Origin of the sequence: Curtobacterium phyllosphaerae (genome assembly GCF_049341865.1) — a bacterium.
GTDB classification, from domain to species: domain Bacteria; phylum Actinomycetota; class Actinomycetes; order Actinomycetales; family Microbacteriaceae; genus Curtobacterium; species Curtobacterium phyllosphaerae.
Genome location: NZ_JBMPIU010000001.1, coordinates 600,409 through 626,155 on the forward strand (window position 1 = coordinate 600,409; position 25,747 = coordinate 626,155).

General features: G+C 70.6%; 25 protein-coding genes and 1 tRNA gene. 18 read left to right on the forward strand and 8 right to left on the reverse strand.

Annotated features, from left to right (window positions below):
* The first annotated feature begins 10 nt into the window (after nucleotides 1-10).
* The 3 genes from ACO0E0_RS02770 to ACO0E0_RS02780 are packed head-to-tail and all read left to right on the forward strand — an operon-like array spanning nucleotide 11 to nucleotide 2,093.
* Complete coding sequence (locus tag ACO0E0_RS02770) at nucleotides 11-472, forward strand: FAS1-like dehydratase domain-containing protein (RefSeq protein ID WP_422869861.1); 462 nt, start codon at nucleotides 11-13, stop codon at nucleotides 470-472.
* The gene (locus tag ACO0E0_RS02775; RefSeq protein ID WP_422869862.1) at nucleotides 469-942 is read left to right on the forward strand and encodes a MaoC/PaaZ C-terminal domain-containing protein; all 474 of its coding nucleotides are present in this window, start codon (nucleotides 469-471) and stop codon (nucleotides 940-942) included. The genes ACO0E0_RS02770 and ACO0E0_RS02775 overlap by 4 nt, the downstream gene beginning before the upstream one ends.
* Nucleotides 939-2,093, forward strand: coding sequence for a UDP-N-acetylmuramate dehydrogenase (locus ACO0E0_RS02780; RefSeq protein WP_422869863.1), 1,155 nt, complete (start codon nucleotides 939-941; stop codon nucleotides 2,091-2,093). The genes ACO0E0_RS02775 and ACO0E0_RS02780 overlap by 4 nt, the downstream gene beginning before the upstream one ends.
* 843 nt (nucleotides 2,094-2,936) lie before the next feature.
* On the opposite strand, the gene ACO0E0_RS02785 is transcribed toward ACO0E0_RS02780, so the two are convergent.
* Nucleotides 2,937-4,145, reverse strand: a complete 1,209-nt coding sequence (locus ACO0E0_RS02785; protein WP_422869864.1) for a pyridoxal phosphate-dependent aminotransferase — start codon at nucleotides 4,143-4,145, stop codon at nucleotides 2,937-2,939.
* A 368-nt stretch (nucleotides 4,146-4,513) separates the two neighbouring features.
* Here ACO0E0_RS02785 and ACO0E0_RS02790 point away from each other — a divergent pair.
* The 6 genes from ACO0E0_RS02790 (at nucleotide 4,514) to ACO0E0_RS02815 (ending at nucleotide 8,279) form a co-directional block, all read left to right on the forward strand.
* A tRNA-Trp gene (locus ACO0E0_RS02790) sits at nucleotides 4,514-4,586 on the forward strand.
* Between the two features lie 96 nt (nucleotides 4,587-4,682).
* Nucleotides 4,683-4,946: a preprotein translocase subunit SecE gene (gene secE, locus ACO0E0_RS02795; RefSeq protein ID WP_422869948.1), complete on the forward strand. Its 264-nt coding sequence runs from the start codon at nucleotides 4,683-4,685 to the stop codon at nucleotides 4,944-4,946.
* Nucleotides 4,947-4,982: 36 nt separating this feature from the next.
* On the forward strand, nucleotides 4,983-6,221 hold the full coding sequence (gene nusG, locus ACO0E0_RS02800) for a transcription termination/antitermination protein NusG (RefSeq protein WP_422869865.1): 1,239 nt from the start codon (nucleotides 4,983-4,985) through the stop codon (nucleotides 6,219-6,221).
* 123 nt (nucleotides 6,222-6,344) lie between these two features.
* Entirely contained in the window at nucleotides 6,345-6,776 is a 432-nt protein-coding gene (rplK, locus tag ACO0E0_RS02805; protein ID WP_422869866.1) for a 50S ribosomal protein L11, read from the forward strand.
* Between the two features lie 74 nt (nucleotides 6,777-6,850).
* Nucleotides 6,851-7,543 (forward strand): 50S ribosomal protein L1, encoded by a 693-nt coding sequence (gene rplA, locus ACO0E0_RS02810; protein WP_422869867.1) that lies wholly within the window; start codon nucleotides 6,851-6,853, stop codon nucleotides 7,541-7,543.
* A gap of 115 nt (nucleotides 7,544-7,658) precedes the next feature.
* A complete protein-coding gene (locus ACO0E0_RS02815; RefSeq protein WP_422869868.1) occupies nucleotides 7,659-8,279 on the forward strand; it encodes a Pr6Pr family membrane protein in 621 nt (206 codons plus the stop codon).
* Nucleotides 8,280-8,355: 76 nt separating this feature from the next.
* On the opposite strand, the gene ACO0E0_RS02820 is transcribed toward ACO0E0_RS02815, so the two are convergent.
* On the reverse strand, nucleotides 8,356-8,943 hold the full coding sequence (locus ACO0E0_RS02820) for a YqaJ viral recombinase family protein (RefSeq protein WP_422869949.1): 588 nt from the start codon (nucleotides 8,941-8,943) through the stop codon (nucleotides 8,356-8,358).
* Nucleotides 8,944-9,154: 211 nt separating this feature from the next.
* Nucleotides 9,155-10,369, reverse strand: coding sequence for an ROK family transcriptional regulator (locus ACO0E0_RS02825; protein ID WP_422869869.1), 1,215 nt, complete (start codon nucleotides 10,367-10,369; stop codon nucleotides 9,155-9,157).
* A gap of 173 nt (nucleotides 10,370-10,542) precedes the next feature.
* Here ACO0E0_RS02825 and ACO0E0_RS02830 point away from each other — a divergent pair, with 173 nt between their 5' ends.
* From ACO0E0_RS02830 to ACO0E0_RS02855, 6 genes are all read left to right on the forward strand, one after another.
* Nucleotides 10,543-11,280 (forward strand): sugar phosphate isomerase/epimerase family protein, encoded by a 738-nt coding sequence (locus ACO0E0_RS02830; protein ID WP_422869870.1) that lies wholly within the window; start codon nucleotides 10,543-10,545, stop codon nucleotides 11,278-11,280.
* Nucleotides 11,277-12,383 carry a Gfo/Idh/MocA family protein gene (locus ACO0E0_RS02835; RefSeq protein ID WP_422869871.1) on the forward strand — a complete coding sequence of 369 codons (1,107 nt, stop codon included), beginning with the start codon at nucleotides 11,277-11,279 and terminating at the stop codon, nucleotides 12,381-12,383. Before ACO0E0_RS02830 ends, ACO0E0_RS02835 begins: the two co-directional genes overlap by 4 nt.
* A 73-nt stretch (nucleotides 12,384-12,456) precedes the next feature.
* A complete protein-coding gene (locus ACO0E0_RS02840) occupies nucleotides 12,457-13,758 on the forward strand; it encodes an ABC transporter substrate-binding protein (RefSeq protein WP_422869872.1) in 1,302 nt (433 codons plus the stop codon).
* Between the two features lie 94 nt (nucleotides 13,759-13,852).
* Complete coding sequence (locus ACO0E0_RS02845) at nucleotides 13,853-14,848, forward strand: carbohydrate ABC transporter permease (RefSeq protein ID WP_422869873.1); 996 nt, start codon at nucleotides 13,853-13,855, stop codon at nucleotides 14,846-14,848.
* Complete coding sequence (locus tag ACO0E0_RS02850) at nucleotides 14,841-15,680, forward strand: carbohydrate ABC transporter permease (protein WP_422869874.1); 840 nt, start codon at nucleotides 14,841-14,843, stop codon at nucleotides 15,678-15,680. Before ACO0E0_RS02845 ends, ACO0E0_RS02850 begins: the two co-directional genes overlap by 8 nt.
* Nucleotides 15,681-15,869: 189 nt before the next feature.
* A complete protein-coding gene (locus ACO0E0_RS02855) occupies nucleotides 15,870-16,817 on the forward strand; it encodes a TolB family protein (protein WP_422869875.1) in 948 nt (315 codons plus the stop codon).
* On the opposite strand, the gene ACO0E0_RS02860 is transcribed toward ACO0E0_RS02855, so the two are convergent.
* The 5 genes from ACO0E0_RS02860 to ACO0E0_RS02880 form a co-directional block, all read right to left on the reverse strand.
* A complete protein-coding gene (locus tag ACO0E0_RS02860; protein WP_422869950.1) occupies nucleotides 16,753-17,673 on the reverse strand; it encodes an ABC transporter ATP-binding protein in 921 nt (306 codons plus the stop codon). The genes ACO0E0_RS02855 and ACO0E0_RS02860 overlap by 65 nt on opposite strands.
* Entirely contained in the window at nucleotides 17,673-19,244 is a 1,572-nt protein-coding gene (locus tag ACO0E0_RS02865) for an ABC transporter permease (protein WP_422869876.1), read from the reverse strand. The genes ACO0E0_RS02860 and ACO0E0_RS02865 overlap by 1 nt, the downstream gene beginning before the upstream one ends.
* A 105-nt stretch (nucleotides 19,245-19,349) precedes the next feature.
* A complete protein-coding gene (locus ACO0E0_RS02870; protein ID WP_422869877.1) occupies nucleotides 19,350-20,084 on the reverse strand; it encodes a glycosyltransferase in 735 nt (244 codons plus the stop codon).
* A complete protein-coding gene (locus ACO0E0_RS02875; RefSeq protein ID WP_422869878.1) occupies nucleotides 20,081-21,487 on the reverse strand; it encodes a PIG-L family deacetylase in 1,407 nt (468 codons plus the stop codon). The genes ACO0E0_RS02870 and ACO0E0_RS02875 overlap by 4 nt, the downstream gene beginning before the upstream one ends.
* A complete protein-coding gene (locus ACO0E0_RS02880) occupies nucleotides 21,484-22,542 on the reverse strand; it encodes an acyl-CoA dehydrogenase (RefSeq protein WP_422869879.1) in 1,059 nt (352 codons plus the stop codon). Before ACO0E0_RS02880 ends, ACO0E0_RS02875 begins: the two co-directional genes overlap by 4 nt.
* A 132-nt stretch (nucleotides 22,543-22,674) precedes the next feature.
* Between ACO0E0_RS02880 and ACO0E0_RS02885 the strand changes: the two genes are divergently transcribed.
* The 3 genes from ACO0E0_RS02885 to rplJ all read left to right on the forward strand — a co-directional run bounded on the left by ACO0E0_RS02885 (nucleotide 22,675) and on the right by rplJ (nucleotide 25,741).
* Nucleotides 22,675-23,409, forward strand: coding sequence for a response regulator transcription factor (locus ACO0E0_RS02885; protein ID WP_479723446.1), 735 nt, complete (start codon nucleotides 22,675-22,677; stop codon nucleotides 23,407-23,409).
* Nucleotides 23,410-23,426: 17 nt separating this feature from the next.
* Nucleotides 23,427-24,962 (forward strand): sensor histidine kinase, encoded by a 1,536-nt coding sequence (locus ACO0E0_RS02890; RefSeq protein WP_422869881.1) that lies wholly within the window; start codon nucleotides 23,427-23,429, stop codon nucleotides 24,960-24,962.
* A gap of 263 nt (nucleotides 24,963-25,225) precedes the next feature.
* Nucleotides 25,226-25,741: a 50S ribosomal protein L10 gene (rplJ, locus tag ACO0E0_RS02895; RefSeq protein WP_422869882.1), complete on the forward strand. Its 516-nt coding sequence runs from the start codon at nucleotides 25,226-25,228 to the stop codon at nucleotides 25,739-25,741.
* The last annotated feature ends 6 nt before the right edge of the window (nucleotides 25,742-25,747 follow it).

The following is a 25,747-nucleotide window of genomic DNA, read 5'->3' on the forward strand; positions in this document are numbered from 1 at the left end:
ACTTCCCGACGTGTCAGTGAACCCCGAGCTCGTCGGCAGGACGTTCCCGCCGGCCGCCCCCTACCTCGTCGGTCGTGAGAAGGTCCGCGAGTTCGCGCGTGCCGTCTTCGCGACCAACCCCGTCCACCTCGACCCCGACGCCGCTCGCGCCGCGGGGCACGCCGACGTCGTCGCCCCGTCGACCTTCGCCGTCGTGGTGCAGGAGGCAACGCTCGCCCAGCTGCTCGCGGCACCCGACGCCGGCATCGACTTCGCCCGCGTCGTGCATGGCGAGCAGCGGTTCCGCTACGACCGGCCGATCGTCGCCGGCGACGAGCTCACCGCGACCCTGACCGTCACCGGGGTGAAGACCCTCGGCGGCAACGCGATGGTCACCGCCGAGTCCGAGGTCGTCGACGCCACCGGGGCGCACGTCGTCACCGCGGTGTCCACCCTCGTCGTCCGCGCCGACGAGGACGGGGACGCGGCATGAGCCCCGAATCCGCCGCCGCGGTGGACGCCGCCGCCGTCGGGGACGCCGCCGCGGGGGACGCCGCCGCCGTCGGGGACGTGATCGCCGAGCTGGAGGTCCACCTGACCCGCGACGCCCTCGTGCGCTACGCCGGTGCCTCCGGCGACTTCAACCCGATCCACTACCGCGACGACGTCGCGGCAGCCGTCGGGCTCCCCGGGGTCCTCGCCCACGGCATGCTCACGATGGGCCTCGCCGTCCAGCCGGTCGCCGACTGGCTCGGTGACCGCGGGTTCGTGTCCGAGTACGGCGTCCGGTTCACCCGTCCGGTGGTCGTCGACCCGAGCGAGGGCGCGACCGTGTCCGTCGTCGCCAAGGTCGGCACCCTGGCCGCGGACGGCACCCCCGAGCGCATCGACCTCACGGTGAAGGCCGCCGACCAGACGGTGCTCGGCAAGGCCCAGGCAACGGTCCGGTTCCGCACCGCGTGAGCGACACCGCGGTCCCCACCTTCGCAGACCTGACGACCTTCCGTGTCGGCGGTGCGGCCTCCCGTGTCCTCACGCCGTGCACGACGGACGACCTCGTCGGCGTGATGGAGGACGTCTGGGCCGACGGCGGTGACTGGGTCGTCGTCGGTGGCGGCAGCAACCTCCTCGTCGCGGACGCCGGCTTCGACGGGACGGCGGTCCTCGTGCGCACGCGGGGCGTCCAGGTGGTCGCGGAGGCCCCGGACGAGGTCCGCGTGCGCGTCGCCGCCGGCGAACCCTGGGACGCGCTGGTCGCCACCACCGTCACGAACGGCTGGACCGGACTGGAGGCGCTGGCCGGCATCCCGGGCAGCACCGGTGCCAGCCCGGTCCAGAACATCGGTGCCTACGGGGCGGAGGTCGCAGACGTCCTGACCGCGGTCGAGTTCCTCGACGCGGAGAGCGGGGTTCGTGCGTGGCTCCCCGCGGCCGAGCTCGAGCTCGGGTACCGCACGAGCACGCTCAAGCACGGTCGGCGCGGAGTGGTCCTCACGGTCGAGTTCGCACTCGGGCGCACGACGAGGGGTGTCGGTGTGCCGGTCCGGTACGGGCAGCTCGCGTCGTCGCTCGGGGTCGAGCTCGGCGCACTGGTGCCCCCGGCGGACGTCCGACGGGCCGTCCTCACGCTCCGGGCGGCAAAGGGCATGGTCCTCGACCCCGCGGACGCCGACACCCGGAGCGCCGGGTCGTTCTTCACGAACCCGATCGTCAGCCGGGAGTTCGCGGCGACGTTGCCGGTCGATGCGCCGCAGTGGCCGGTCGCGCCCGAAGAGGTGTCCGAGGCGCTGTCCGGGGCGCTGCCCGAGGCCGTGCCCGTCGCAGTCCCGCTCGGTGAGGAACCAGCCAGGCCGCCTGGCTCACCCGTCCGGGACGACCGCGTCAAGCTCAGTGCGGCCTGGCTCATCGAGCACGCCGGTGTCCACCGGGGGTACGCGATCGTCGGCTCGCACGCGGCGATCTCGTCGAAGCACACGCTCGCCCTGACGAACCGCGGGGGAGCGACGGCCACGGAGATCGCCGAGCTGGCGCGCTACGTCCAGGCGATGGTGCTGAGTCGGTTCGGCGTCAGCCTGGTGCCCGAGCCGGTGGTGGTCGGCGACCTGCTCGCCTGAGCTGACGCGTCCCGCCGGTCGGTGCGTGCGGGCGGTGTGGGTGGACGGTTCCGCGGAGCATGTGTTCGCATCGGGCGACATCCTCGTGCGAATGCGACGTCGTCATTACCGCGGAATGTCGTTTCATGCACACGTATTCGGCGCGGCCTCGGGTCGGACGGTTCCGCGCATCATGTGTTCGCATCGGGCGACATCCTCGTGCGAATGCGACGTCGTGATTGCCGGGAGATGTCGCTCCATGCACACGAATTCGGCGCGGCCTCGGTGTGGACGGGTCCGGTGTCGGCGGTATGGGCGGTGTGAGTGTGCATGCCGCCGCGGAGCATGTGTTCGCATCGGGCGACATCCTCGTGCGAATGCGACGTCGTGATTGCCGGGGAATGCCGCTTCCTGCACACGTATTCGGCGCGGCCACGGTGTGGACGGTTCCGGTGTCGGCGGTCGCGGCGGTGTCGGCGGTGTGGGTGTGCATGCCGCCGCGGAGCATGTGTTCGTATCGGGCGACATCCTTGTGCAAATGCGACGTCGTGATTGCCGGGGGATGTCGCATCATGCGCGAGCAGCAAGTGCGGCCTCGGTGTGAACGCGGCCGCGGAACATGCGTTCGCATGGGGCGACATTGTCGGTGAAATGCGACGTCGTGATTGCCGGGGAATGTCGCTTCATGCATGTGCACGCGCCCGCGCAGCATGCATTCGCATCGGGCGACATCTTCGCCGGGATGCGACGTCGTCATCGCCGCGGAATGTCGCTCCATGCGTGCACACCGAGCGCGGTCCCCGCGACATCGCACCCCGCGACATCGCACCCGGCGAGGACGGCCTCCGCGTCGAGCGCGCGGGACTAGCCGAACAGTCGCTGCAGGCGGGCGACGCCCTCGCGGATGTCGTCGTCCCCGAGGGCGTACGAGAACCGCAGGTACCCACTCGGACCGAACGCCTCGCCCGGCACCGCTGCGACCTCGGCCTCCTCCAGGATCAGGTCCGCGAGCTCGAGCGACGTGTCGACCCGCCGCCCGTGCCAGGTGCGCCCGAGGAGCGCGGTGACATCCGGGTAGACGTAGAACGCACCCTCGGGCGTCGGCGTGACGAACCCGGGGATCGCGTTCAGCCCGTCCACGATCAGCTTCCGGCGGCGGTCGAACGCCTCCCGCATCGCGAGCACGGGCTCCTGCGGCCCGGTGAGTGCGGCGATCGCGGCCTGCTGCGACACGTTCGAGACGTTCGACGACAGGTGCGACTGCAGGTTGCTCGCGGCGGCCACGGCGTCCGCTGGCCCGATGAACCACCCGACGCGCCACCCGGTCATCGCGTAGGTCTTCGCGACCCCGTTCACGAGGATCGTCGTGTCGGCGAGTGCGGGCACCGCCGCGAGGATGCCCGTGGCGACGACGCCGTCGTACACGAGGTCCTGGTAGATCTCGTCGCTGATCACCCAGATGCCGTGCTCCAGCGCCCACTCGCCGATCACCCGGATCTGTTCGGCGGAGTACACCGCCCCGGTCGGGTTCGACGGCGAGCAGAACAGCAGCGCCTTCGTGCGCGGGGTGCGGGCGGCCTCGAGCTGCTCGACCGTCACGAGGTAGCCCTGGTCGCTCCCGGCGAAGACCTCGACCGGGGAACCGCCCGCGAGCCGGATGGCCTCCGGGTAGGTGGTCCAGTACGGCGCGGGGAGGAGCACCTCGTCGCCCTCGTCGACGATCGTGGCGAACGCTTCGTAGACCGCCTGCTTGCCCCCGTTCGTGACGATGACCTGGGACGCGTCGACGGTGGCGCCGCTGACCCTGGCGGTCTTGTCGGCGATCGCGGCGCGCAGCTCGGGGAGGCCCGATGCCGGCGTGTAGTGGTGGTTCTTCGGGTCGCGCGCCGCGGCGACGGCGGCCTCGACGACGTGGTCCGGGGTGGCGAAGTCGGGCTCGCCGGCGGCGAACGACACGATCGGCCGGCCGTCGGCCCGGAGCGCCTTGGCCTTCGCGTCCACCTTGAGCGTGGCGGACTCCGCGATGGCGGCGATGCGGCGGGCGATACGGGGTGCGGGGGCTTCGGTGCTCACGTCCGCCAGCCTAGCGGGGCGGTTCCGCACACGGCAGGGCGTCGCGCGTGGGTCGCGCACCGGGTGGGAGCCGCACGCAGACGGGTGCGCGCACCCGCGCGCGGAAGGGCGCGCCGCACCGGTCGGGAGGCGCGGTTCGGCTGGACCGGACGGCTGGCGGCCCGTCAAGTGGACACCATCGCGCGCCCTCCCGTACACTGATCGGCGGTGGTCGAAGTCCGCCATGGAGTCGCGCGCCTGTTCGCCGTGTGATTGCCCCCAGGTGTTCCGGTCCTCGGATCGGAACTGGAACGGGCACCCGGTAGGGTTGCTCATTCCGACGTGGGACGGACTTCCCATCCGGAGGGTGTCCAGCAGGACCCCCTCGAAGGGCGGTGGCTCAATTGGTAGAGCAGCGGTCTCCAAAACCGCAGGTTGCAGGTTCGAGTCCTGTCCGCCCTGCAGCTCGGCCCGCACGATCCCGTGCGGGCCGGACCGCAGGTTGCCGGTGCACTGCATCGGGAGCACGCCGAAAGGGTTGAAGTGGCGAGACGAGACGTGGAGACGACGGCGGACGACGTCGTCGCCAAGGCGAAGCAGGACCGCGAGAAGCGCCGTGGTCCGTTCGCAGCCATCGCTCTGTTCATCCGCCAGGTCATCGGTGAGATCCGGAAGGTCGTCACCCCGACCCGCAAGGAACTCTTCAGCTACACCGGTGTCGTCCTCGTCTTCGTCCTCGTGATGATGCTGCTCGTGTCGGTCCTGGACTTCGTGTTCGGGCTCGGCGTCGGCTACGTCTTCGGCAACGGCCCGACGTCCTGACCCTGATCCGCCACACCGAACGGAAGTAACCGACAAGTGTCTGACAACTCTCGCGACGACATCGACCTCGCGACCGCCGCCGAGCAGTCCTCGGAGGTCGAGGAGAACCAGGAAGGCGACGTCGAGACCGGCGAGGAGCGATCCGCCGAGTCCGCCGAGGAGCGCGCGATGGGCATCGAGGACGAGAACGACCCGTCCCTCGGGATCGACGACTCGCTCGACGAGACCCTCACCGCGCTGCAGGAGTCCGCAGACCCCGAGGCCGACGCGGTCGTCGACGACGCACTCGAGATCGACACCGCCGACGAAGCCGAAGCCGCCGTCGAGGCCGTCGAGGACGAAGAAGAGTCCGAGCTCGAGGCCGAGTCCGACGACGCAGCCCGCATGAACGAGGACCTCGCCGCAGAGGAGTCCGCTGACGCGCTCGGCGCATCCGCCGAGCTGTCCTCCGCCGAGGTGCTCGACGACGACGGCGACGCGATCGACGAGCCCGACGCCGTCGGAGCGGTCCAGACCGACGACGGCGCCGTCGCCTACGACGCCGTCGGCGAGCCGGTCGACGACACCCCCGCCGGGGCGATCGCCGCCGAGGACGAGACGGTCCTCGCCGACGACCAGGTCGTCGTCGAGACGGTCGAGGGCGCCGACGACACCGAGGCCGACCCGTACGCGGCGTTCAAGGCCGAGCTCCGCATGAAGCCGGGCAAGTGGTACGTCATCCACTCCTACGCGGGCTTCGAACGCCGCGTGAAGTCCAACATCGAGAACCGCATGGTGTCGATGACCATGGAGGACTTCATCTACCAGGTCGAGGTCCCGATGGAGGACGTCGTCGAGATCAAGAACGGCCAGCGCAAGCTCGTGACGCGTGTCCGGATCCCGGGCTACGTGCTCGTCCGCATGGACCTCGACGAGGACAGCTGGTCCGTCGTCCGGCACACCCCGGGCGTCACCGGCTTCGTCGGCAACGCGCACAACCCGACGCCGCTGCGCTTCGACGAGGCGTTCGGCATGCTCAAGTCCCTCGTCCAGGTCGCCGAGCCGGCACCGGTCAAGGGCGAGGCGAAGGGCGGCGCGACCGCGCAGCGCTCCACGCCGGCCGAGGTCGACTTCGAGATCGGCGAGACGATCACCATCAAGGAAGGCTCGTTCGCGGGTCTCCCGGGGTCCATCTCGGAGATCAAGCCGGAGAGCGGCAAGCTCACGGTCCTCGTCTCGCTGTTCGAGCGCGAGACGCCGGTCGAGCTGAGCTTCGACCAGGTCACCAAGCTGTAGTAGGCTAGCCAGGTTTGCGTCCATCGCCTCGAGTGATGGATGCGCCCACCGCGGTCCGGTCCTCCGGGCAGGCGGGAGAGTGCACGGAGCCCCGTGCGTTCGTCATCGAAAGAAGGAAGAGTCATGGCAGCGAAGAAGAAGGTCACGGGTCTGATCAAGCTGCAGATCCAGGCCGGCGCCGCGAACCCCGCCCCCCCGATCGGCCCCGCGCTCGGTCAGAAGGGCGTGAACATCATGGAGTTCTGCAAGGCGTACAACGCGGCGACCGAGTCGCAGCGCGGCAACGTCATCCCGGTGGAGATCACCGTCTACGAGGACCGTTCGTTCACGTTCATCCTGAAGACGCCGCCGGCGGCACAGCTCATCAAGAAGGCAGCGGGGGTCCAGAAGGGCTCCGGGACGCCGCACACGGTGAAGGTCGCGAAGATCACGATGGACCAGGTCCGCGAGATCGCCGAGACCAAGCAGGCCGACCTCAACGCCAACGACATCGACGCCGCGGCGAAGATCATCGCCGGGACTGCCCGCTCCATGGGCATCACCGTCGAGGCCTAGGCCCCGTACCCCTTCCATTTCTGTGTGGGAGAGCCTCGCCGGCTCGCCAACCACATTCTCGTTGAGGAGACACCATGGCGAAGAAGTCCAAGGCCTACCAGGCCGCGGCCGCGAAGATCGCGGCCGACACGTACTACACCCCGACCGAGGCCGTGAACCTCGCTCGTGAGACCGGCTCGGCCAAGTTCGACTCCACGATCGAGGTCGCACTGAAGCTCGGCGTCGACCCGCGCAAGGCGGACCAGATGGTCCGCGGCACGGTCATCCTGCCCCACGGGACGGGCAAGACCGCCCGTGTCATCGTGTTCGCGACGGGCCCGGCCGCCGAGGCCGCGATCGCCGCCGGCGCCGACGAGGTCGGTGGCGACGAGCTCATCGAGAAGGTGGCCGCGGGCTACACCTCGTTCGACTCCGCCGTCTCGACCCCGGAACTTATGGGCAAGGTCGGCCGTCTCGGCAAGGTCCTCGGCCCGCGTGGTCTCATGCCGAACCCCAAGACCGGCACCGTGACCCCGAACGTCGGCCAGGCCGTGAACGACATCAAGGGCGGCAAGATCGAGTTCCGGGTCGACAAGCACTCGAACGTGCACTTCGTCGTCGGCAAGGCCTCGTTCACCGAGGAGCAGCTCGACGAGAACATCGCGGCGGCACTCGACGAGATCGTCCGCCTGAAGCCGAGCGCCTCGAAGGGTCGCTACGTCATGAAGGGCGCCGTCTCGACGACCTTCGGCCCGGGCATCCCGCTCGACGTCAACGCCATCGGCTAGTCGACCGCACAGCATGAACGGCCCGTCCCACTCCGGTGGGGCGGGCCGTTCCGCGTCCGGGCCGCGCCGCGTCCGGGTCGCACACCGCCCGGTTGGCGGCCGATATCGTTGGCCCGTGCGAACACTCGTGAACGTCCTCCGCCTCGCCATGGCCATCGCGATCATGGTCGCGATCGCCGCGCAGCTCCGTTCGGTGCTCACGGCGGGCACGTTCGTCGTGTGGAACTTCTTCGGGTACTTCACGATCCAGTCGAACATCATCGCGTTCGTCGCCCTGCTCGTCGCGGTCGTCGTCGGCATCCGACGACGGCGACGGTCCGGGACCGACTGGACCGTCCAGCTCCGCGCTGCCGCGACGGTCTACATGGGCGTGACGGGGCTCGTGTACAACACCCTGCTCGTCGGCGGGTCCACGGACATCGCCTTCGACCTGCAGTGGTCGAACGACGTCCTGCACAAGATCGGTCCGGTCTACATGATCGTCGACTGGCTGCTGTTCTCGGACCGGGGCCGCCTGGCGATGTCGCGCATCTGGGTGTTCCTGGTCTACCCGGTCGTGTGGACGGTCGTCGTCCTCGTCCGCGGGGCGACCGACGGCTGGGTGCCGTACCCGTTCCTCTCCCCGTCCCAGGGGTACGGGGTCGTCGCGCTCTACTGCATCGGGATCGCGGCGTTCTTCGCCCTGCTGAGCGTCGTCGTGATCTGGATCAGTCGGCTCCGGCTCATCCGGGTCTAGCCGCTGGGCGCTGCCGCGAGGCGCTGCCGCGAAGAGCTGCAGCTCCGGGGCGCTGTCGAGGGGACCGCCGGGGGCGCTACCGGGAGTCGGTGCGGAACCCGCGGAGCCGGTCGAGCACCATGTCGGCGAGCACGATGAGCCCACGGATCTGGGCGTCGTCCCGCTCGATCCAGCGGCACTCCGGCTCGTCGGCCACCGGGACAAAACCGTCGTGCCGCTCCCACACGAACAGGGTCCGCTCGGCGCCGAGGACGTACTGCTGCCACCACATCTGCCGCAGGTAGTGCCGTGGGACCTGGCGCCACGTCGACCCGGTCGTCTTGATCTCGGCGAGCACCAGGCGTCCAGCTGCGTCGTGGCCGACCCCGTCCGGCGTCGCGAGGTGCGCACGGTTCGTGGACGCGTGGAACAGTGCGTCGGAGGGTTCGATGCCGTGCGTCGCGGCAACCCAGGCGGCGATCACCGGCTCGCGGTCCCTGCCGTGCTCGGTGTACACGTTCCCGGTGAACCGCGATCCGTAGCGCTTCTCGGCGACGACGGACTCGACCGCTCGCAGGGAGGCGAGCCTCGCGACGTCGGTGGCGGTGATCCCCATCGCGCGGGCACGCAGCCAGGCGACGCGGTCCTCGCTCCGGGCGAGGATGCGCGCGGTGTGCGCGCGCAGCGCGACGAACGCGTCGGCGCCGGCCCGGCGCGCACCAGCGTGACCGCCATCGGTCTGGAGGGCCGTGGCGGTGCCGCCCCGTGCCTCCCGTCCGGTGGTCGCCGGTCGGTGTCCGGAGCCGTCGTCGTCCCACCCGGGGGAGTCGTCTCCCCAGAGCGAGAGGGTCGGCTGGACGATGGTCACCGGACGATTCTCCCCCAGTCGGACGACATCAGGAGACGACGAGCCGACGATCCTCGGACTCCGCGACCATCCCGTCGATCCCGGCGGGGGAGAGTGCGTAGTCGATGGCCAGGACGGAGGCCCCGTGCAGTGCGGCGGCGGACCCGGCGCGGGACTGCGCGATGACGAGGTGCTCGGTCGCGAGGGGCATCGACCGCGAGTACACGACCTCGCGGACCCCGGCCAGGAGGTGCTCGCCGACCTGCGCCATCGAGCCGCCGAGGGCGATCACCGCCGGGTTGACGAGCGAGATGCAGGTCGCGAGGACCTCGCCGATGTCGCGGCCCGCCTGGCGGACGGCGCCGATCGCGTCGATGTCGGAGCGCGCGACGAGGTCGAGGATGTCCTCGCTCGTGTGGACGTCGTGGCCCCGGGCGCGGAGGGACCGGGCGATCGCCGGACCGGAGGCGACGGCCTCGAGGCACCCGGTGTTCCCGCAGTGGCAGGGAACGTCCCCGGCACGGGACACCCGCACGTGGCCGATGTCGCCCGCCGTGCCCTGTGCTCCGCGCTGGAGTCGGCCCTCGGAGACGATCCCGGACCCGATCCCGGTCGCGACCTTGACGAAGAGCAGGTGGTCGACGTGCTGCCAGGCGTGCTCCCGCTCACCGAGCGCCGCGATGTTGACGTCGTTGTCGACGAGGACGTGGGCGTCGATGTGCTGCCGGATCCAGCCGGGGACGTCGAAGCCGTCCCAGCCGCGCATGATCGGCGGGTTCGCGGGCCGTCCGGTGGAGAACTCGACGGGCCCGGGGAGGCCGATGCCGATCGCGACGACGTCCTCGCGCTCGCGACCGATGTCGTCGAGCAGGTCGTCGACGCGCGCGACGAGCCACTCGAGGATCGGCACCGGGCCCGACGCGATCTCGATCTTCGCCTCCGCGGTCGCGAGCCGGGTCCCGGTGAGGTCCGTGATGGCCACACGACCGTGCGACGCGCCGATGTCGGCGGCGACCACGATCCTGGCCGTCGGGCGGAGGGCGACCTGCGCCGGCGGGCGTCCGCCTGTGGACGCGGCGGTCTCGACGGGACCGACGAGTCCGAGTTCGAGGAGCGCATCGAGGCGCACGGTGACGGTGGAGCGGGAGAGGCCCGTCGTCGTCGCGAGTTCGGCACGCGTCCGTGGGATGCCGTCTCGGAGGATCTGGAAGAGCTCGCTCGCCCCGACCGTGGGCGGCGCTGCCGCACGAGTCAAGTCGACCATGCTCGGAGTGAACCACACATCCGTCACTCGAAGCAACGAAGTCCGTCGAAAGGTCTCGATCTTCTGCTTGACGATCGGCAGAAGTGGTCATAGTGTGACCATCGGCCGACGGTGGTCGCCCCGTTCGGGGGGCCGCCGGAACCGGCTGCACGTCCCACTCGATGAGGAGAACCGTGGTATCACCACTCTCGGTCCAGCTGTACACCGTCCGCGACGCCATCGCGACCGACCTGCCCGGGACGCTCCAGCGTCTGGCCGACATCGGCTTCATGCAGGTCGAGCTCTTCGGGTACACCGACCGGGCCGACGACTACGTCACCGCGCTGCAGGACGCCGGACTCATCGCGCCGAGCGCCCACGCACGGCTGCTCGGCGAGGACGTCGAGTCGATCTTCGCCGCGTCGACGAAGCTCGGCGTCGACACGGTGATCGACCCGCACATCGACGAGGCGCGGTGGACCACCCGCGACGACGTCGAGGCGATCGCACACGAACTGAGCCGGGTCGCCGAGCGCGCCGCGGACCACGGTCTCGCGGTGGGCTACCACAACCACGCCTTCGAGCTCTCGAACCGCATCGACGGCGTCCCGGCCCTCCAGGTCTTCGCCGACGCGCTCCACGACGACGTCGTGCTCGAGCTCGACACCTACTGGTCCGAGGTCGGGGGCGTCCCCGCCGCGCCGTTCCTCGAGGTCCTCGGAGACCGCGTCCAGTTCCTGCACGTCAAGGACGGACCGAAGACGATGGACGACACCGAGCAGACCGCTGTCGGTGCCGGCTCGATGCCCATCGCGGCGATCCTCGCGGCGGCGCCGAACGCCCTCCGCGTCGTCGAGCTCGACGACCACGACGGCGACGTGTTCCAGGCCGTGGCCGACTCCTACGCCTTCCTGAACACGGTGCACGCATGACCGGCACCGGTCCCGTCGGCGTCGGCCTCATCGGCGCAGGCGTCATCTCCGACCAGTACCTGTCGAACCTGACGGTGTTCCCGGACCTTCGCGTCCTGTTCATCGCGGACATCGACGAGCCCCGGGCGGCCGCCCAGGCCGAGAAGTGGGGCGTCCCGGGTTCCGGCTCGGTCGCCGACCTGCTCGCCTCCGACGACGTCGAGATCGTGATCAACCTGACGATCCCCGCCGCGCACGTCCCGGTCGCGCTCGACGCGGTCCGGGCCGGCAAGCACGTCTGGGGCGAGAAGCCCTACGCACTCGACCGGGCTTCCGGGCAGGAGCTCCTCGCCGCCGCGCACGACGCCGGTGTGCGCGTCTGCGTCGCCCCCGACACGTTCCTCGGCGCGGGACTCCAGACCGCGTTCCGCACGATCCGGGACGGCGCCATCGGCACCCCGTTGAACGCGCTCGCGATGCTGCAGAGCCCCGGTCCCGAGTCGTGGCACCCGAGCCCGGAGTTCCTGTTCGCGGTCGGCGGCGGCCCGCTGTTCGACATCGGCCCGTACTACCTGACGACCCTCGTCCAGACGTTCGGCGCCGTGTCCCGCGTCAGCGCGACCGCGTCGAAGGCCCACGCCGTGCGGACGATCGGCTCCGGTCCGAAGGCCGGGACCGAGTTCCCGGTCGAGGTCCCGACGCACTACTCGGCACTCATCGAGTTCGAGGACGGCGGCAGCGCCCAGACCGTGTTCTCGTTCGAGTCGCAGCTCCCGCGTGCCGGCTTCGTCGAGATCGCCGGGGAGACGGGCACGCTCGTGCTCCCCGACCCGAACAACTTCGACGGTGCGAGCACCCTGTACTCGGCGACCACGCCCGACGGCGAGTCCGTCGACGCGGTCGGATCGACGTACACTCGCGGCACCGGCGTCGTCGAACTCGCCCGTGCCATCCGCGCGGACGTCCCCGAGCGCGTGCCCGGCGAACTCGCCTTCCACGTGCTCGACGTCATGGTCTCGATCACCGAGGCCGCCGAACGTGGCGAGGCGGTGCCTGTCCAGAGCACCGTCGCGCCCTCCCCGACCCTCCCCGAGGGATGGGACCCCGCGGAGTCGACGCTCTAGCGCCGACACCGCAGCTCCACTCACACAGCAGCACCACCTTCCCCCTCTCAACGACGAGAAAGTAGAACGTCTCATGCGCACCAAGTTCCGCGCTCTGGCCGTCGTGGCCACGGCGGCCCTCGCGGTCACCGGCCTCGCGGCCTGCTCCTCGGGATCGTCGGGCTCGTCCGGCGACACGAAGTCCCTCACCTACTGGGCCAGCAACCAGGGGACCAGCCTCCAGAACGACAAGGAGGTGCTGACCCCGGTCCTCGAGAAGTTCACGAAGCAGACCGGGATCAAGGTCAACCTGCAGGTCATCGGTTGGAACGACCTCCAGACCAAGATCCAGACCGCGGTCACCTCGGGTCAGGGTCCGGACGTCGTCAACATCGGCAACACCTGGGCGACCTCGCTCCAGGCGACCGGCGCCTTCCAGGAGTTCGGTTCCTCGCAGATGAAGGCGATCGGCGGCGCCGACAAGTTCGGCAAGGTCGCGCTCTCCACCGGTGGCGCCCCCGGCAAGACCGTCACGAGCGTCCCGCTCTACGGCCTGGCCTACGGCCTGTACTACAACAAGGCGATGTTCTCCGACGCCGGCCTCACCCCGCCGACGACCTGGGAGCAGCTGACCAGCGACGCCGAGAAGCTCACCACGGGCGGCAAGTACGGCTTCACCATCGCCGGCGGTTCCTACACCGAGAACGCGCACTTCGCGTTCATCAACTCGGCGCAGAACGGCGGCGAGTGGTTCAGCAAGAGCGGCAAGCCGACCTTCACCTCGGACGCGAACGTCGAGGGCGTCAAGCGCTACCTCGACCTCATGCAGACCGACAAGGTCGTCAACCCGTCGAACGCCCAGTACGACAACGGCACGCAGGCGGTCTCGGACTTCGCGAACAAGAAGGCCGCGATGATGCTGACGCAGAACAACGCGAACGCGACCATCACCTCGAACGGCATGTCGACCGACGACTTCGGCGTGGTCCCCTTCCCGGCTCCGCAGGGCGGCAAGGACATCGCGAGCTTCCCGGCCGGCATCAACCTCTCGATCTTCAAGAACACGAAGAACGAGGACGGTGCGCTCAAGTTCGTCAAGTACATGACGAGCGCGAGCACGCAGGCGACGCTCGACAAGCCGTACTCCGCACTGCCGGTGCTCGCCTCGGCTGCTGACTCGGTCACCGACGCGCAGACCAAGACGTTCCTCGACATCTACAACAACAAGGCGAAGCCGCTCCCGCTGGTGCCCGCCGAGGACCAGTTCGAGTCGACGGTCGGCAAGGCGATGAACGACATGTTCGCCAAGATCGCGACCGGTGGCACGGTGTCCGACAGCGACATCAAGGCCGCGCTGCAGACCGCCCAGGACCAGGTGTCCCAGGCGAACGGCTGATCCAGTCCCACCACCGGAGGCCCGGGGCGTCCACGCGACGCCCCGGGCCTCCACCCCCTCGATCCCGAACTCCCTCAGCCGAAAGGCCCTGCCCATGTCCACGACGGTCCTGCCTGAATCCGAGGCGACAGACCTGCTGCACACGAAGGCTCCGACGCCGTCGCATCCTGTGCCCCGGGGGAAGCGTCACGTCCAGTGGCTGCCGTACGCGCTCGTCGGCCCCGCGATCCTCTTCGAGCTGCTGATCCACATCGTGCCGATGCTCACCGGCATCTGGATCTCGTTCATCCAGCTCACCAAGTACTTCATCGCGAACTGGGGCGCGGCGCCGTTCGCGGGCCTCCGCAACTACTCGGTGGCGGTCGACTTCAACCAGGCGATCGGCAAGGGCCTGCTCAACTCGTTCCTCATCACCTGCGCCTTCACGGTCGTCGTCGTCGCTCTCTCCTGGGGCTTCGGGATGATGGCCGCGGTCGCACTGCAGAAGCCGTTCAAGGGCCGTGGGTTGTTCCGCACGCTGTTCCTCGTGCCCTACGCGCTGCCGATGTACGCCGGTGTGATCACGTGGAAGTTCATGTTCCAGCGCGACTCCGGCGCGATCAACCACATCCTCGTGGACCAGCTCCACCTCGCGAGTGGCGCCGGACCGTTCTGGCTCATCGGCAACAACGCCTTCGTGGCCGTCGTCATCGTGGCGATCTGGAAGACCTGGCCCTTCGCCTTCCTCATGCTCATGGCGGGGCTCCAGTCGGTGCCGGCCGACGTGTACGAGGCCGCATCGGTGGACGGTGCCAAGCCGTTCCGCCAGTGGCGCTCGATCACGCTGCCGATGGTGCGTCCGGTCAACGTGACGCTCGTGCTCGTGATGTTCCTCTGGACCTTCAACGACTTCAACACCCCCTACGTGCTGTTCGGCTCGACCGCACAGCCCCCGGCGGCCGACCTGCTCAGCTTCCACATCTACAACGCGTCGTTCATCACCTGGAACTTCGGGTCCGGTGCGGCGATGAGCGTCCTGCTCCTCCTCTTCCTGCTCGTCGTCACCGGCATCTACCTCGCCGTGACCAACCGGAGGTCCGTCCGTGCGTGAAACAGTCGGTGCCAAGTCCTTCAAGATCATCGTGCTGGTGCTCCTGACCGCGTTCACGGTCGTGCCGCTCTACGTGATGGTCACCACGGCGATCAAGCCGCTCGGCGACGTCCAGAACGACTTCACCTGGATCCCCACCCACATCACCTTCCAGCCGTTCATCGACATGTGGTCGACGGTGCCGCTCGGGCAGTACTTCATCAACTCGCTCGTGGTCTGCACGGTCGCGACGGTGTTCTCGCTCATCATCGCCACGTTCGCCGCCTACGCCGTGTCGCGGTGGAACTTCAAGGGCAAGAGCGCGTTCACGACCGCGGTCCTCTCGACGCAGATGTTCCCGGGCGTGCTGTTCCTGCTCCCGCTGTTCCTCATCTTCACGAACCTCGGGAACGCGTTCGGCATCCAGCTCGTCGGCAGTTGGCTCGGCCTGATCATCACCTACCTGACGTTCACGCTGCCGTTCTCGATCTGGATGCTCGCGGGCTACTTCGAGACCATCCCGCGGGAGCTCGACGAAGCCGCGATGGTCGACGGCTCCGGCCCGATGGGCGCCCTGTTCCGGATCATCCTGCCGTCGGCCCGTCCGGGTCTCGTGGCGGTCGGCATCTACTCGTTCATGACCGCCTGGGGCGAGGTCCTGTTCGCGTCGGTCATGACGAACGGCAACGGGCAGACGCTCGCCGTCGGTCTGCAGCAGTACTCCACGCAGACGAACGTGTACTGGAACCAGATCATGGCGGCGTCCCTCGTCGTGTCGATCCCGGTCGTGATCGCGTTCCTCATCGTGCAGCGGCAGTTCGTCGCGGGCCTCACGGCGGGTGCCGTCAAGTAGGTCCGGTCGGCTGCCGGACGGGAGGCGCGGTGCGGGTCGGACCCGCACCGCGCCTCCTCCGTCGTGAGCGCCCGGCGGATGCCCCGGACCGCACCACCGATGGTGCACCGCATCACGGATGGTGCACCGCACCACAGCCCACCGCCGGTGTGGTGCGCCGCCAGCCCTGCGATGCACGAGGATGAGCACATGACGGACCAGCGCGGCAGACAGCTCCGCCCCGGCCAGACGAGCCGGGTGCACGTGTACGACCTCGAGGCACGGGCGTCCCGGGTCGTGTTCGAGAGCGCGTCCGTCCTCGTCGAGGCGCCGAACGTCCTCCCCGACGGGCGACTCGTCCTCAACGGGAACGGCGACCTCTTCCTGCTGGCGGTCCCCGACGCCGGGACGGTGTGCTCGGAGGCCGACCTCGTGCCGGTGCCCCTCGACGGTGTCCCGGAGATCAACAACGACCACGTGCTCGACCCGGCGGGTGACACCGTCGTGGTGTCGGCACGGGACGGCGACCTGTACCGCGTCGCGATGCCCGGCGGGACCGACACCACGCCGGCCGTCCGGGTGACCGACGCCGCCGCTGCCCCGGTCGCGCGCAAGTACTACCTCCACGGGATCGCCCCGGACTCGTCGTCGTTGGCCGCGATCGTCGGGGAGCGCTCCGAGGAGGGCGTCTGGACGACGGACGTCGCGCTCGTCGATCCCGGGTCGGGCGAGCCGACGTTCCTGACGCGCGACGAACACGCGGACGACGGGTGCGCGTTCAGCCCCGACGGTGCCGTGCTGCTGTTCAACTCGGAACGGTTCACCCCGGGGACCGCGCAGCTCGTGGCGCTCCGGCTGGACCTGCCCGACGAGCCGGTGCGGTTGACGATCGACGACCGGGTCAACTGGTTCCCGCACCTCGCGCCGGACGGGTCGTCGCTGCTGTACCTGTCGTACGCACCCGGCGAGCAGGGACACCCGGCCGACCGTCCGGTGGAGCTCCGGCTGCTCCCGGGTGCCCTCGCCCGCGGCGCCCGCATGATGCCGGTCCCGGAGACGCTCGTGACCATCGCGGTCGGTGGCCAGGGGACGGTCAACGTGCCGCCGTGGAGTCCTGACTCGCGGTGGTTCGCCTACTGCGACTACCCACTGGGGTAGCCAGCTCGCGCATCCGGCCTTGCTCGATGTACAGCCGGCGTTCGGCGCGCCCCGCGACCCAGGAGTCGTGCGTGACGATGACCACCGTCAGGCCGCGTTCCCGCCACTGCCGCTCGATGATCGTCATGATCTCATCGCGGGTCGTCTCGTCGAGCGCCCCGGTCGGCTCGTCGGCGAGGAGGACGCTCGGGTTGCCGACGAGCGCCCGTGCGATCGCGACGCGCTGCTGCTGCCCGCCGGAGAGCTCGGCGGGCAGGTGGTCGAGGCGTTCGCCGAGGCCGATCTCACGGAGCGCGGCGACCGACCGATCCCGGATCTCCCGCCGCGCCCGGTTCGCGAGCGACCCCGCGAACGCCGTCTCGACGTTCTCCAGCGCGGTGAGCGTCGGGATGAGGTTGAAGCTCTGGAACACGAACCCGATCTCGGTCGCCCGGATGTCGGTGAGCGCGCGGTCGCCGAGGGTCGAGACGTCGTGGTCCGCGAGGACGACCGAACCCGAGGTCGGCCGGTCGAGTGCGCCGAGCATCTGCAGCAGGGTCGACTTCCCGCCACCGGTCGGCCCCTGGACGGCGACGAACTGCCCCGTCGGGATCACCAGGTCGATGTCGTCGAGGGCGGTGACCCGGGTGCGCTTCTGGGAGTAGGTTTTCGTGACGCCCGACAGTCGGTACATCGCGGTGTCCGTCGCACCCGGGGTGGGTGTCGCGGGAACGGTGTCGATCGTGCTCATGGCTGCTCCGGTCGTGGTCGTGGTCGTGGTCGTGGTCGTGGTCGGTGTCATGGTCGTGTCGGTCGTGTCGGTCGTGCCGGGGTCGGCGGGGCCGGTCGTCGTGCCGGGGGAGCCCGGGGCGCGCATCACGCCACGCTCCGGAGCGCCGCTGCCGGACGGAGTCGCGACGCTCGCCAACCGCCGAACGCACCGGCCAGGAGACCGCCGAGGAGGGCGAGCCCGATCGCGGCGAGGATGATCTCGACCGTCACGGGCGCGTGCAGGACGACGTCCGTGGTCGCGGCCATCGCGCGACCGGCCCCGAAGCCGCCGGCGGGCATGCCCGCACCGCTGCCCGTCCCGCTCCCCGCCGCCGCGGTCGCAGCGGCACCCGGCGCCCGGCCGGCCCCGCCGCCGTTCGTGGTCGATGCGCTCGCTGAGATGGTCGGGGCGATCACGTTGATGACGAGGATGCCGATGAGGCCCGCGGCCGCCCCGACGATGCCGCCGATGACGCCCTGGACGAGCGACTCCCCGGCGACCTGTCGGGTGATCCGGCCGTTGGACCAGCCGATGGCCTTGAGCGTCCCGAACTCGCGGGTGCGGCGGGAGACCCCGGAGATGGTGAACAGGATCGCGATGAGGAACGCAGCCGCGAGCACGAGGATCGACAGCCACGTGCCGAGGTTCGACACGAGCGAGGACGCCGTCGACAGGGACCCGGAGACGCTCGAGGCGAGGTCGGCCTCGGTGGACACGGTCGCTCCGGACAGCTTCTTCGTCAGCGCGGTCTTGATCGTGTCGACGTCGGACGAGGAACTCGCCGAGACGGAGATGGAGGTCACCTTGCCGGTCTCCCCGGAGAGCGTCTGGGCGGTGTCGAGGGGGATGTAGGAGTTCGACGCGGTGGTGGAGTCGGACGAGGTCGATGCGACGATGCCGATCACCGTGAAGTCCTTCCCGCCGATCGAGATGGTGTCGCCGACGGTCTTCGACTCGGTCTTGGCGTAGGACTTGTCGAGCACGACGACGTCCTTGCCGGCGTCCGAGGCCCGGAAGGACCGGCCCTTCGTGAGCTCGGCGCTCGTCAGCGGGCCGACGGCGTCGCCGGTGACCGGGATGCCGGTGACCGGGATGCCGGTGACCGAGAACTCGTCGACGCTGAAGTCCCCGCCGCCGAAGCCGCCACCCGGTCCCTGCTGCGTGCCGCTCGAGCTGCCGGACCCGGAGCTGCCGGACCCGGAGCTGCCGGACCCGGAGCTGCCGGAGCTGCTGGTGCCGGTGCCGCTCGAGCCCTGCTGGACCGTTCCGGAGAACGTGCTGTTCGACAGGGTGAGCACCCCGGTCGCCGCGGACACGCCCGAGGTCGCGCGGACCGTCGCGACTGCGGACGACGACAGCGTGGACGCGCCCCGGGCGACGGCGAGCCGGGACTGCGACAGGGTCGTCGAGCCAGAGCCAGAGCCAGAGCCGTCGGCGCCACCGCCGAAGTCGAAACGCGGCGCGCCCCCGCTCGTCGGCGACGCGGTCTTCGTCACGGTGATGTCCGTGCCGACGCCGTAGACGGACTGCAGCACGCTCGTCTGCGCGGCCTTCACCCCGCCGGAGATCGACGACACGATGACGACGAGCGCGATGGCGAGCCCCATGCCGACGGCGATGATGACGGACTGCTTCTTCCGGTTCGTGAGCTCGCGCCTGAGGTAGGTCAGGAACATGGTTCTCCTCGTGCTGGGTCGGCACGGTGCACCGACGCGCTGACTGCACGACGGGGCCGACGAGGAGACGCTACGAACGCTCGTTGTGGCGGGTGTTGCCGCGGGCTATGAGGCCTCTATGGCTGCGTCGCCGTACACGGCCCGCAGGTGCTCGGCGTACCCGCCGGGGGTCCGACCCGCGAACCGGCCCGAGGTGACCACGGGGAACTCCTCGGTCGCCTCGACCCGGAACCCGGCCGCGCGGGCGGCCGCCACGAGGCGGACGTCCTCGTGTTCGGCGATCGGCTCGAACCCGCCGAGGCGTTCGTGGACGTCCGCCCGGATCCCGAGGTTCGCACCGTGCACGTGCCCGAGCGTCGCGCCGGGCGGGTGGGTCAGCAGCCAGCGTGCGAGCACCTCGGGCGCCAGGTCCTCCGGGTCGGGCACGACCGCGCCGACGAGGACCGCCGCGTCCCGCTCGAGTGCGTCGAGCTGCTGGAGCAGCCACCGCGGGTCGACACGCGAGTCCGCGTCCGTGTTCGCGATCCACCGGTTCCGGACGGGAGGCCCGGCCACGTCGAGCGCCGCCCGCACGCCGAGCAGGCGGGCCGGTCCGACGGCGCCGAGCCGCGCCTCCAGGACGGTCAGTGCCGGGTCGCGCGCCGCTGCCGCGGCGGCGAGGGCACCGGTCCGGTCTGCGCAGTCGTCGAGCACGAGCGTGACGCCGACGGCGACGTCCGGTCGGCGGTCCCGGAGGTGCGCGACGGCCACCCCGAGGGCGACCAGGCATGCCGAGACGTGGTCCTCCTCGTCGCGGGCCGGGACGACGACGTCGATCCGGGCGGACGCACGACGGGTCACCGGACGAGACCGGTCTCGCGGGCGACGGACTCCGCGGCCCGGCCGGGGAACACCTCGAGCACGAAGTCGTCCTCGAGGTGCAGCACGACCGGCGGCCGGGGCCATCGCGAGCGGAGTCGCTCGTGGACCGCGTCACCGCTCGACACGGCCTCGGTGTCGGGGTGTCGCCAGTGGCACGCGAGCAGCACGCCGTCGTCGTCGAGGCTCTGCGCGATGCGGTCGATGGTGCCGTCGAGGTCCGCGGACGACAGGTAGTACCCGATCTCGGACAGGACCACGAGGTCGAACGACCCGTCCGGCCACTCGTCCGGCACCGTCATCCTGACGAACCGACCGTCGGGGGCGTTCCGTCGCGCGGCCTCGAGCGGCGCCTCGGTGATGTCGATCCCGAGCGTCCGGTCGGCACGCTCCGTGATCGCCCGGGTGAGGACGCCCGTGGCACAGCCGATCTCGAGTGCGGACCGGAACCGGGCGCGGGGGAGGGCGGCGACGGTGAGTGCGCGTTTCCGCTGCTCGTACCAGCTCCCCTCGAAGTCCCACCCGCCGGGCTTCCGCGCGTAGTGCGCGTCGAAGGAGGCCTGCGAGCGGGACGGCCCGGTGCTGGCCGGCTCGGTGCTGGCCGGCTCGGTGCTGGGCGGTTCCGGCGCCTGGGACGGCTCGAAGAACAGCTCGCGGGTGCGTTCCGCGTGCGCCCGGTGTCCGTCGTCGACGACCGCCTCGTCGCCCGGTGCGTCGGACAGCGGTTCGGTCTGCGACACGTAGGCGCGGATCGCGGCCGACTTGCGCTCGCGGATCCCGGGCGGCACGGCGACCGAGCGGACGTGGTCCCACGGCGCGGTCGTCGTCGCCGGGTCGTCCCAGTGCCACATCCAGATCGGGTACTCCACGAGCGTGGTCGCCGCCGAGCGGGCCGCGACCGACTCCGCGACCTCCCCGGCGATCCGGTGGTCGCGGTGACCGTCCCCACGCCAGGGCGCGACGAGGAGGGTCGGCGACGCGGTCTCGCTCAGCAGTTCGGTCAGCGACGCTGCCAGGTCCTCGGCGTGCTCCCGGAGCCCGCCGTCCGGGAGGTCGAGCCACACCATCGTGATGCCGGGGTGCAGAGCGTGCAGGGCCGCGACGACCTCGGTCTCCCGGATCGCCGCGAGCCGGTCGGGCGACGTCGTCGGCGAGTCGGGATGAGAGCGCTCGCCGCGGGTCGCGAGGAGCACGACGACCGGGGTCCCGGCGTCGGCGGCGAGTGCGATGAGGCCGCCCGCACCGAGCGTCTCGTCGTCCGGGTGCGGCGCGAGCACGACGACGCTCCCGAACGCCGCCGGGTCGAGCGCGGTGGCGTGCACCCCGTCGAGGAACGGGGTCCAGCTCGCGGCCGGGGTCCCGGGTTCGCGGTGGTCGAAGCTCACCACGCGACACCGCCGCGCTCGAGGACGATCCGGCCGATGCGTGCGACGTCGCGGTCGCCGTGGTCCTGCAGCAGGTAGAGCTCGAGGTCGGCGACCCGGGCGGCGACGTCCGGGTCGGCGGTCAGGGGAGCGGGGCCGATCGTGGCGGTCACCCGCGCTCGGATGCGCGCGGCTGCGGCGCGCACCCGGGATCGGACCGTCTGCGCGACGAGTGGCCAGTCCGGGCGGGGAGCATCGCCCGGCCCGGGGTCCGCGTCGCCCAGCCCCGGGTCTGCATCGATGCGGGCCGCGGCGCCGGCGAGCGCGTCCTCGGCGTCCTCGAGGTCGAGCACGGTCGCGCCGAGGGCGAGCCGGACGAGGTCGGAGTCCGATCGTGCCGCGGCGAACGTGCGGAGGGTCCGTGCGAGCCCGACCGCGCCGCCGAACCAGCACGCGGCGACCCCGATCCCGCCCCACGCGAAGCCCGGTCGTGTCAGGTACCACCCCGGGTCCCCGACGGGGGTGGCCGGGACGGCGTCGAAGTCCACCGGCCCGCTCGGCACCCCCGGCATCCCGCGGGCCACCCACCGGTCGTCGTGGGTCGTGACGCCCGGGTGCCGGAGATCGACGGCGAACAGACCTCGGCCATCGCCGACCGTCGCCGTCACGAGCGCATGCGACAGCGACGACGCCAGTGAACACCACGGTTTCGTGCCGGACAGCACCGGTCCTCCCTCGTGCTCCTGGACGGTCAGCGCGAGCCCCGGCGCCTCGGCCGCGAACACGCCCCAGGCGCTCCCCGCGGGGGCAGCGACCCCCGCCGCGTCGAGGATCGACAGCGCGTCGAGGTGCGGTTCGACCGTCCGGGCGAGCGCGACGTCCGCCGCGCCGATCGCGGCGAGGGTGACGAAGAAGGCCCCGGCGGTGCCCGCCGCCAGCGGCGCGGTGCGTCCGGCGACCGTCGTCGCGAACGCGAGCCGGTCCGCGTGTGCCGGCCCGACCCTCCCGGCTGCGTCCTCGAGCCCTGCGGTGTCCGCCGACCGGGCGGACGACGGCCACGCCGGTGAGGTCATCATGCGCTCAACCTACGGACGGCGTCATGTGGACGGTCCAGGGTGTCCGCCGACCGCTGCGTCGGATTCCACAGGGAGCACCACGGTTCGTCTCAGACGGCTCATAGGAACTCCTCGATACTCGAAGACGTGACCATCTCCCAGCCCTCTGCCGCACCCCGTCTCACCCGTGCCGACGGGACGCCGTTGCGCATCCTCGTCGTCGACGACGAGGCGAGCCTCACCGACCTGCTGTCCATGGCCCTCCGCTACGAGGGCTGGGACGTCCGGAGCGCCAACGGCGGACAGGACGCCCTCGCGAAGGCGCGCGAGTTCAAGCCCGACGCCATGGTGCTCGACGTGATGATGCCCGACCTCGACGGCCTCCAGGTGCTCAGCCGCCTCCGGCAGAACAACGACGACACCCCGGTGCTGTTCCTCACCGCGAAGGACAGCGTCGAGGACCGCGTCACCGGCCTCACCGCGGGTGGCGACGACTACGTCACGAAGCCGTTCTCGCTCGAGGAGGTCGTGGCGCGGCTCCGCGGACTCATCCGGCGTTCGCAGATCTCGGTCGCCGAGTCCGGCGACTCCCGGATCACCGTCGGGGACCTCGTGCTCGACGAGGAGTCCTACGAGGTGCACCGGGCCGGACGTCCGATCGAGCTCACCGCGACGGAGTTCGAGCTCCTCCGGTTCCTGATGCGCAACCCGCGTCGCGTCCTCTCGAAGGCGCAGATCCTCGACCGGGTGTGGAGCTACGACTTCGGCGGCAAGTCGAGCGTCGTCGAGATCTACATCTCGTACCTGCGGAAGAAGATCGACGCCGGCGAGACCCCGATGATCCACACCGTGCGCGGTGTCGGGTACGTCATCAAGCCGACCTCCTGACCGCGGATCAGCGCGCCATGACCCTCCGCCGCCGACTCGTCCTGAGCATCGTCGCGCTCGTCGTCGCCGTCAGCGCCGTGATCGGCGCGGGCAGCGTCATCGCGCTCGCGACCATCCAGACGAACACCATCGACCGGCAGATCGAGAACGCGACCACACGTGCGAAGGTGTTCCTCGACCACGACGGCGGCGGGTACGGCCAACCGGGCGACGACTTCTCGCGACTCCCCGGGCAGGGCGCCGGGACGCTGACGGCGCTGTTCGTGAACGGCAACGGCCTCGTCAGCAACGTCCTGCAGAACGACGGCTCGATCCTCCGGCTGACGAACGCGCAGGCGCAGAAGCTCGGGCAGGCGACCGTCGGGACCGGCGCGCAGACGTTGCACCTCGGCGGCGACGCCGGCGACTACCGCGTCGCGGCCGTGTCCACCTCGAACGGCGTGCTCGTGATCGGACTCCCGATGGCGTCCGTCTACGCGAGCGTGTGGAAGCTCGTCTGGGTCGTCGTGGTCGTGATGGCCGCGGCGCTCGTCGCCGCATCGGCGTTCGCGGCGTTCACCGTCCGGCGGTCCCTCCGTCCGCTCGAGCGCGTCGCCGAGACCGCCACGACGGTCGCCCGGATGCCGCTCGAGCGCGGCGACGCCCTGGCGGACGTCCGCGTGCCCGCCACCGACACGGACCCGCGTACCGAGGTCGGACGCGTCGGCGCGGCGTTCAACCGGATGCTCGGCCACATCGGGGAGGCGATGCACGCGCGTGCCCAGAGCGAGGAGAAGGTCCGTCAGTTCGTCGCCGACGCCTCGCACGAACTGCGGACGCCGCTCGCGTCGATCCGCGGGTACGCCGAGCTCACCCGCCGGATGAACGTCGACCTGCCCGACGACGTCGTGTACGCGATGAGCCGGGTCGAGGCGGAGAGCGTCCGGATGACCGGGATGGTCGAGGACCTGCTGCTCCTCGCCCGGCTCGACGAGGGCCGGGAGATCCAGTTCGACGACGTCGACCTGACGGGGCTCGTGCTCGACGCGGTGAACGACGCGCACGCCGCGAGCCCCGCGCACCCGATCGAGGTCGACGTCCCGGACGAACCGGTGGTGGTCCAGGGCGACGCTGCCCGACTCCACCAGGTCATCGTGAACCTCGTCACGAACGCGCGCACGCACACCCCGGACGGCACACGCATCCGGGTCGGCATCGGATCCGCGGCGGACGGCGGCGGTGTCGACCTGGTCGTCGCGGACACCGGGCAGGGGATCCCGCCGGAGTTCCTGCCGAAGCTCTTCGAACGGTTCGCCCGTGGGGACAGTTCCCGGTCACGGACGGCGGGGTCGACGGGGCTCGGACTCGCCATCGTCGAGGCGGTCGTGCTGGCGCACGGCGGGTCGGTGAGCGTCGCGAGCGAGCCGGGGAGCACGGTGTTCACCGTGCACCTGCCGACGTCCGTCCCGGAGGAGGAGCCCGTCCAGGTCCCGGTGCGGGTTCCGCTGGACGGTCCGGAACCGGCCGGCCTGGAGGCTCGGGGCGGCGACCCGCAGGTCGACGTGCGTTCCTGAGACGGACGTGCCCCGCGCCTCCAGGCCGGATGCTCGGGTTTGCCGGACCGCTGGTGCGGCTGCTATGGTTCTCGGAGCCAAAGACCGCCGGTTGACTGCGCGCGTGCGTGCAGTCCGAAGGTCCTCACTCGTGGGGCAACCAGCGCAGGTGTTCAGAACGTTCCCGACCGTCATGGTCGTGGGTCAGCTCCGAGCCTCTGCGCCGGAGCTTTTTCCATGTGTGGGGACCGGGGGCACCCGGCACACGACCCACAAGGAGAACCATGGCGAACAAGGAAGCTGCGGTCGCCGAGCTGTCGGAGAACTTCCGCAACTCGAACGCCGTCCTGCTCACCGAGTACCGCGGTCTCACGGTGGCTCAGCTCAAGCAGCTGCGCACAGACATCCGTGAGCACGCCACGTACGCCGTGGTGAAGAACACGCTGACCAAGATCGCTGCCAACGAGGCAGGCATCTCGTCGTTCGACGACGAGCTCGCCGGCCCGTCCGCGATCGCCTTCGTGCACGGAGACACCGTCGCCGTCGCGAAGTCGCTGCGTGCATTCGCCAAGGCGAACCCTCAGCTCGTGGTGAAGGGCGGCTACTTCGACGGCAACCCGCTCACCGCGACCGAGGTGGACAAGCTCGCCGACCTCGAGTCGCGGGAGGTGCTGCTCGGCAAGCTGGCCGGCGCCTTCAAGGCCTCGCTGTTCGGCGCCGCGTACCTGTTCAACGCACCTCTCTCGCAGGCCGTCCGCACCGTGGACGCCCTCCGCGAGAAGCAGTCCTCCGCAGCCTGAACCGGC

Excerpts from the sequence above, each read along its gene's own strand:
- ACO0E0_RS02775 (WP_422869862.1), top strand. The coding sequence starts at position 469 with ATGAGCCCCGAATCCGCCGCCGCGGTGGACGCCGCCGCCGTCGGGGAC.
- rplK (WP_422869866.1), top strand. The coding sequence starts at position 6,345 with ATGGCAGCGAAGAAGAAGGTCACGGGTCTGATCAAGCTGCAGATCCAG.
- rplA (WP_422869867.1), top strand. The coding sequence starts at position 6,851 with ATGGCGAAGAAGTCCAAGGCCTACCAGGCCGCGGCCGCGAAGATCGCG.
- ACO0E0_RS02825 (WP_422869869.1), bottom strand. The coding sequence starts at position 10,369 with ATGGTCGACTTGACTCGTGCGGCAGCGCCGCCCACGGTCGGGGCGAGC.
- ACO0E0_RS02835 (WP_422869871.1), top strand. The coding sequence starts at position 11,277 with ATGACCGGCACCGGTCCCGTCGGCGTCGGCCTCATCGGCGCAGGCGTC.
- ACO0E0_RS02840 (WP_422869872.1), top strand. The coding sequence starts at position 12,457 with ATGCGCACCAAGTTCCGCGCTCTGGCCGTCGTGGCCACGGCGGCCCTC.
- ACO0E0_RS02845 (WP_422869873.1), top strand. The coding sequence starts at position 13,853 with ATGTCCACGACGGTCCTGCCTGAATCCGAGGCGACAGACCTGCTGCAC.
- ACO0E0_RS02855 (WP_422869875.1), top strand. The coding sequence starts at position 15,870 with ATGACGGACCAGCGCGGCAGACAGCTCCGCCCCGGCCAGACGAGCCGG.
- ACO0E0_RS02860 (WP_422869950.1), bottom strand. The coding sequence starts at position 17,673 with ATGCGCGCCCCGGGCTCCCCCGGCACGACGACCGGCCCCGCCGACCCC.
- ACO0E0_RS02865 (WP_422869876.1), bottom strand. The coding sequence starts at position 19,244 with ATGTTCCTGACCTACCTCAGGCGCGAGCTCACGAACCGGAAGAAGCAG.
- ACO0E0_RS02880 (WP_422869879.1), bottom strand. The coding sequence starts at position 22,542 with ATGATGACCTCACCGGCGTGGCCGTCGTCCGCCCGGTCGGCGGACACC.
- ACO0E0_RS02890 (WP_422869881.1), top strand. The coding sequence starts at position 23,427 with ATGACCCTCCGCCGCCGACTCGTCCTGAGCATCGTCGCGCTCGTCGTC.
- rplJ (WP_422869882.1), top strand. The coding sequence starts at position 25,226 with ATGGCGAACAAGGAAGCTGCGGTCGCCGAGCTGTCGGAGAACTTCCGC.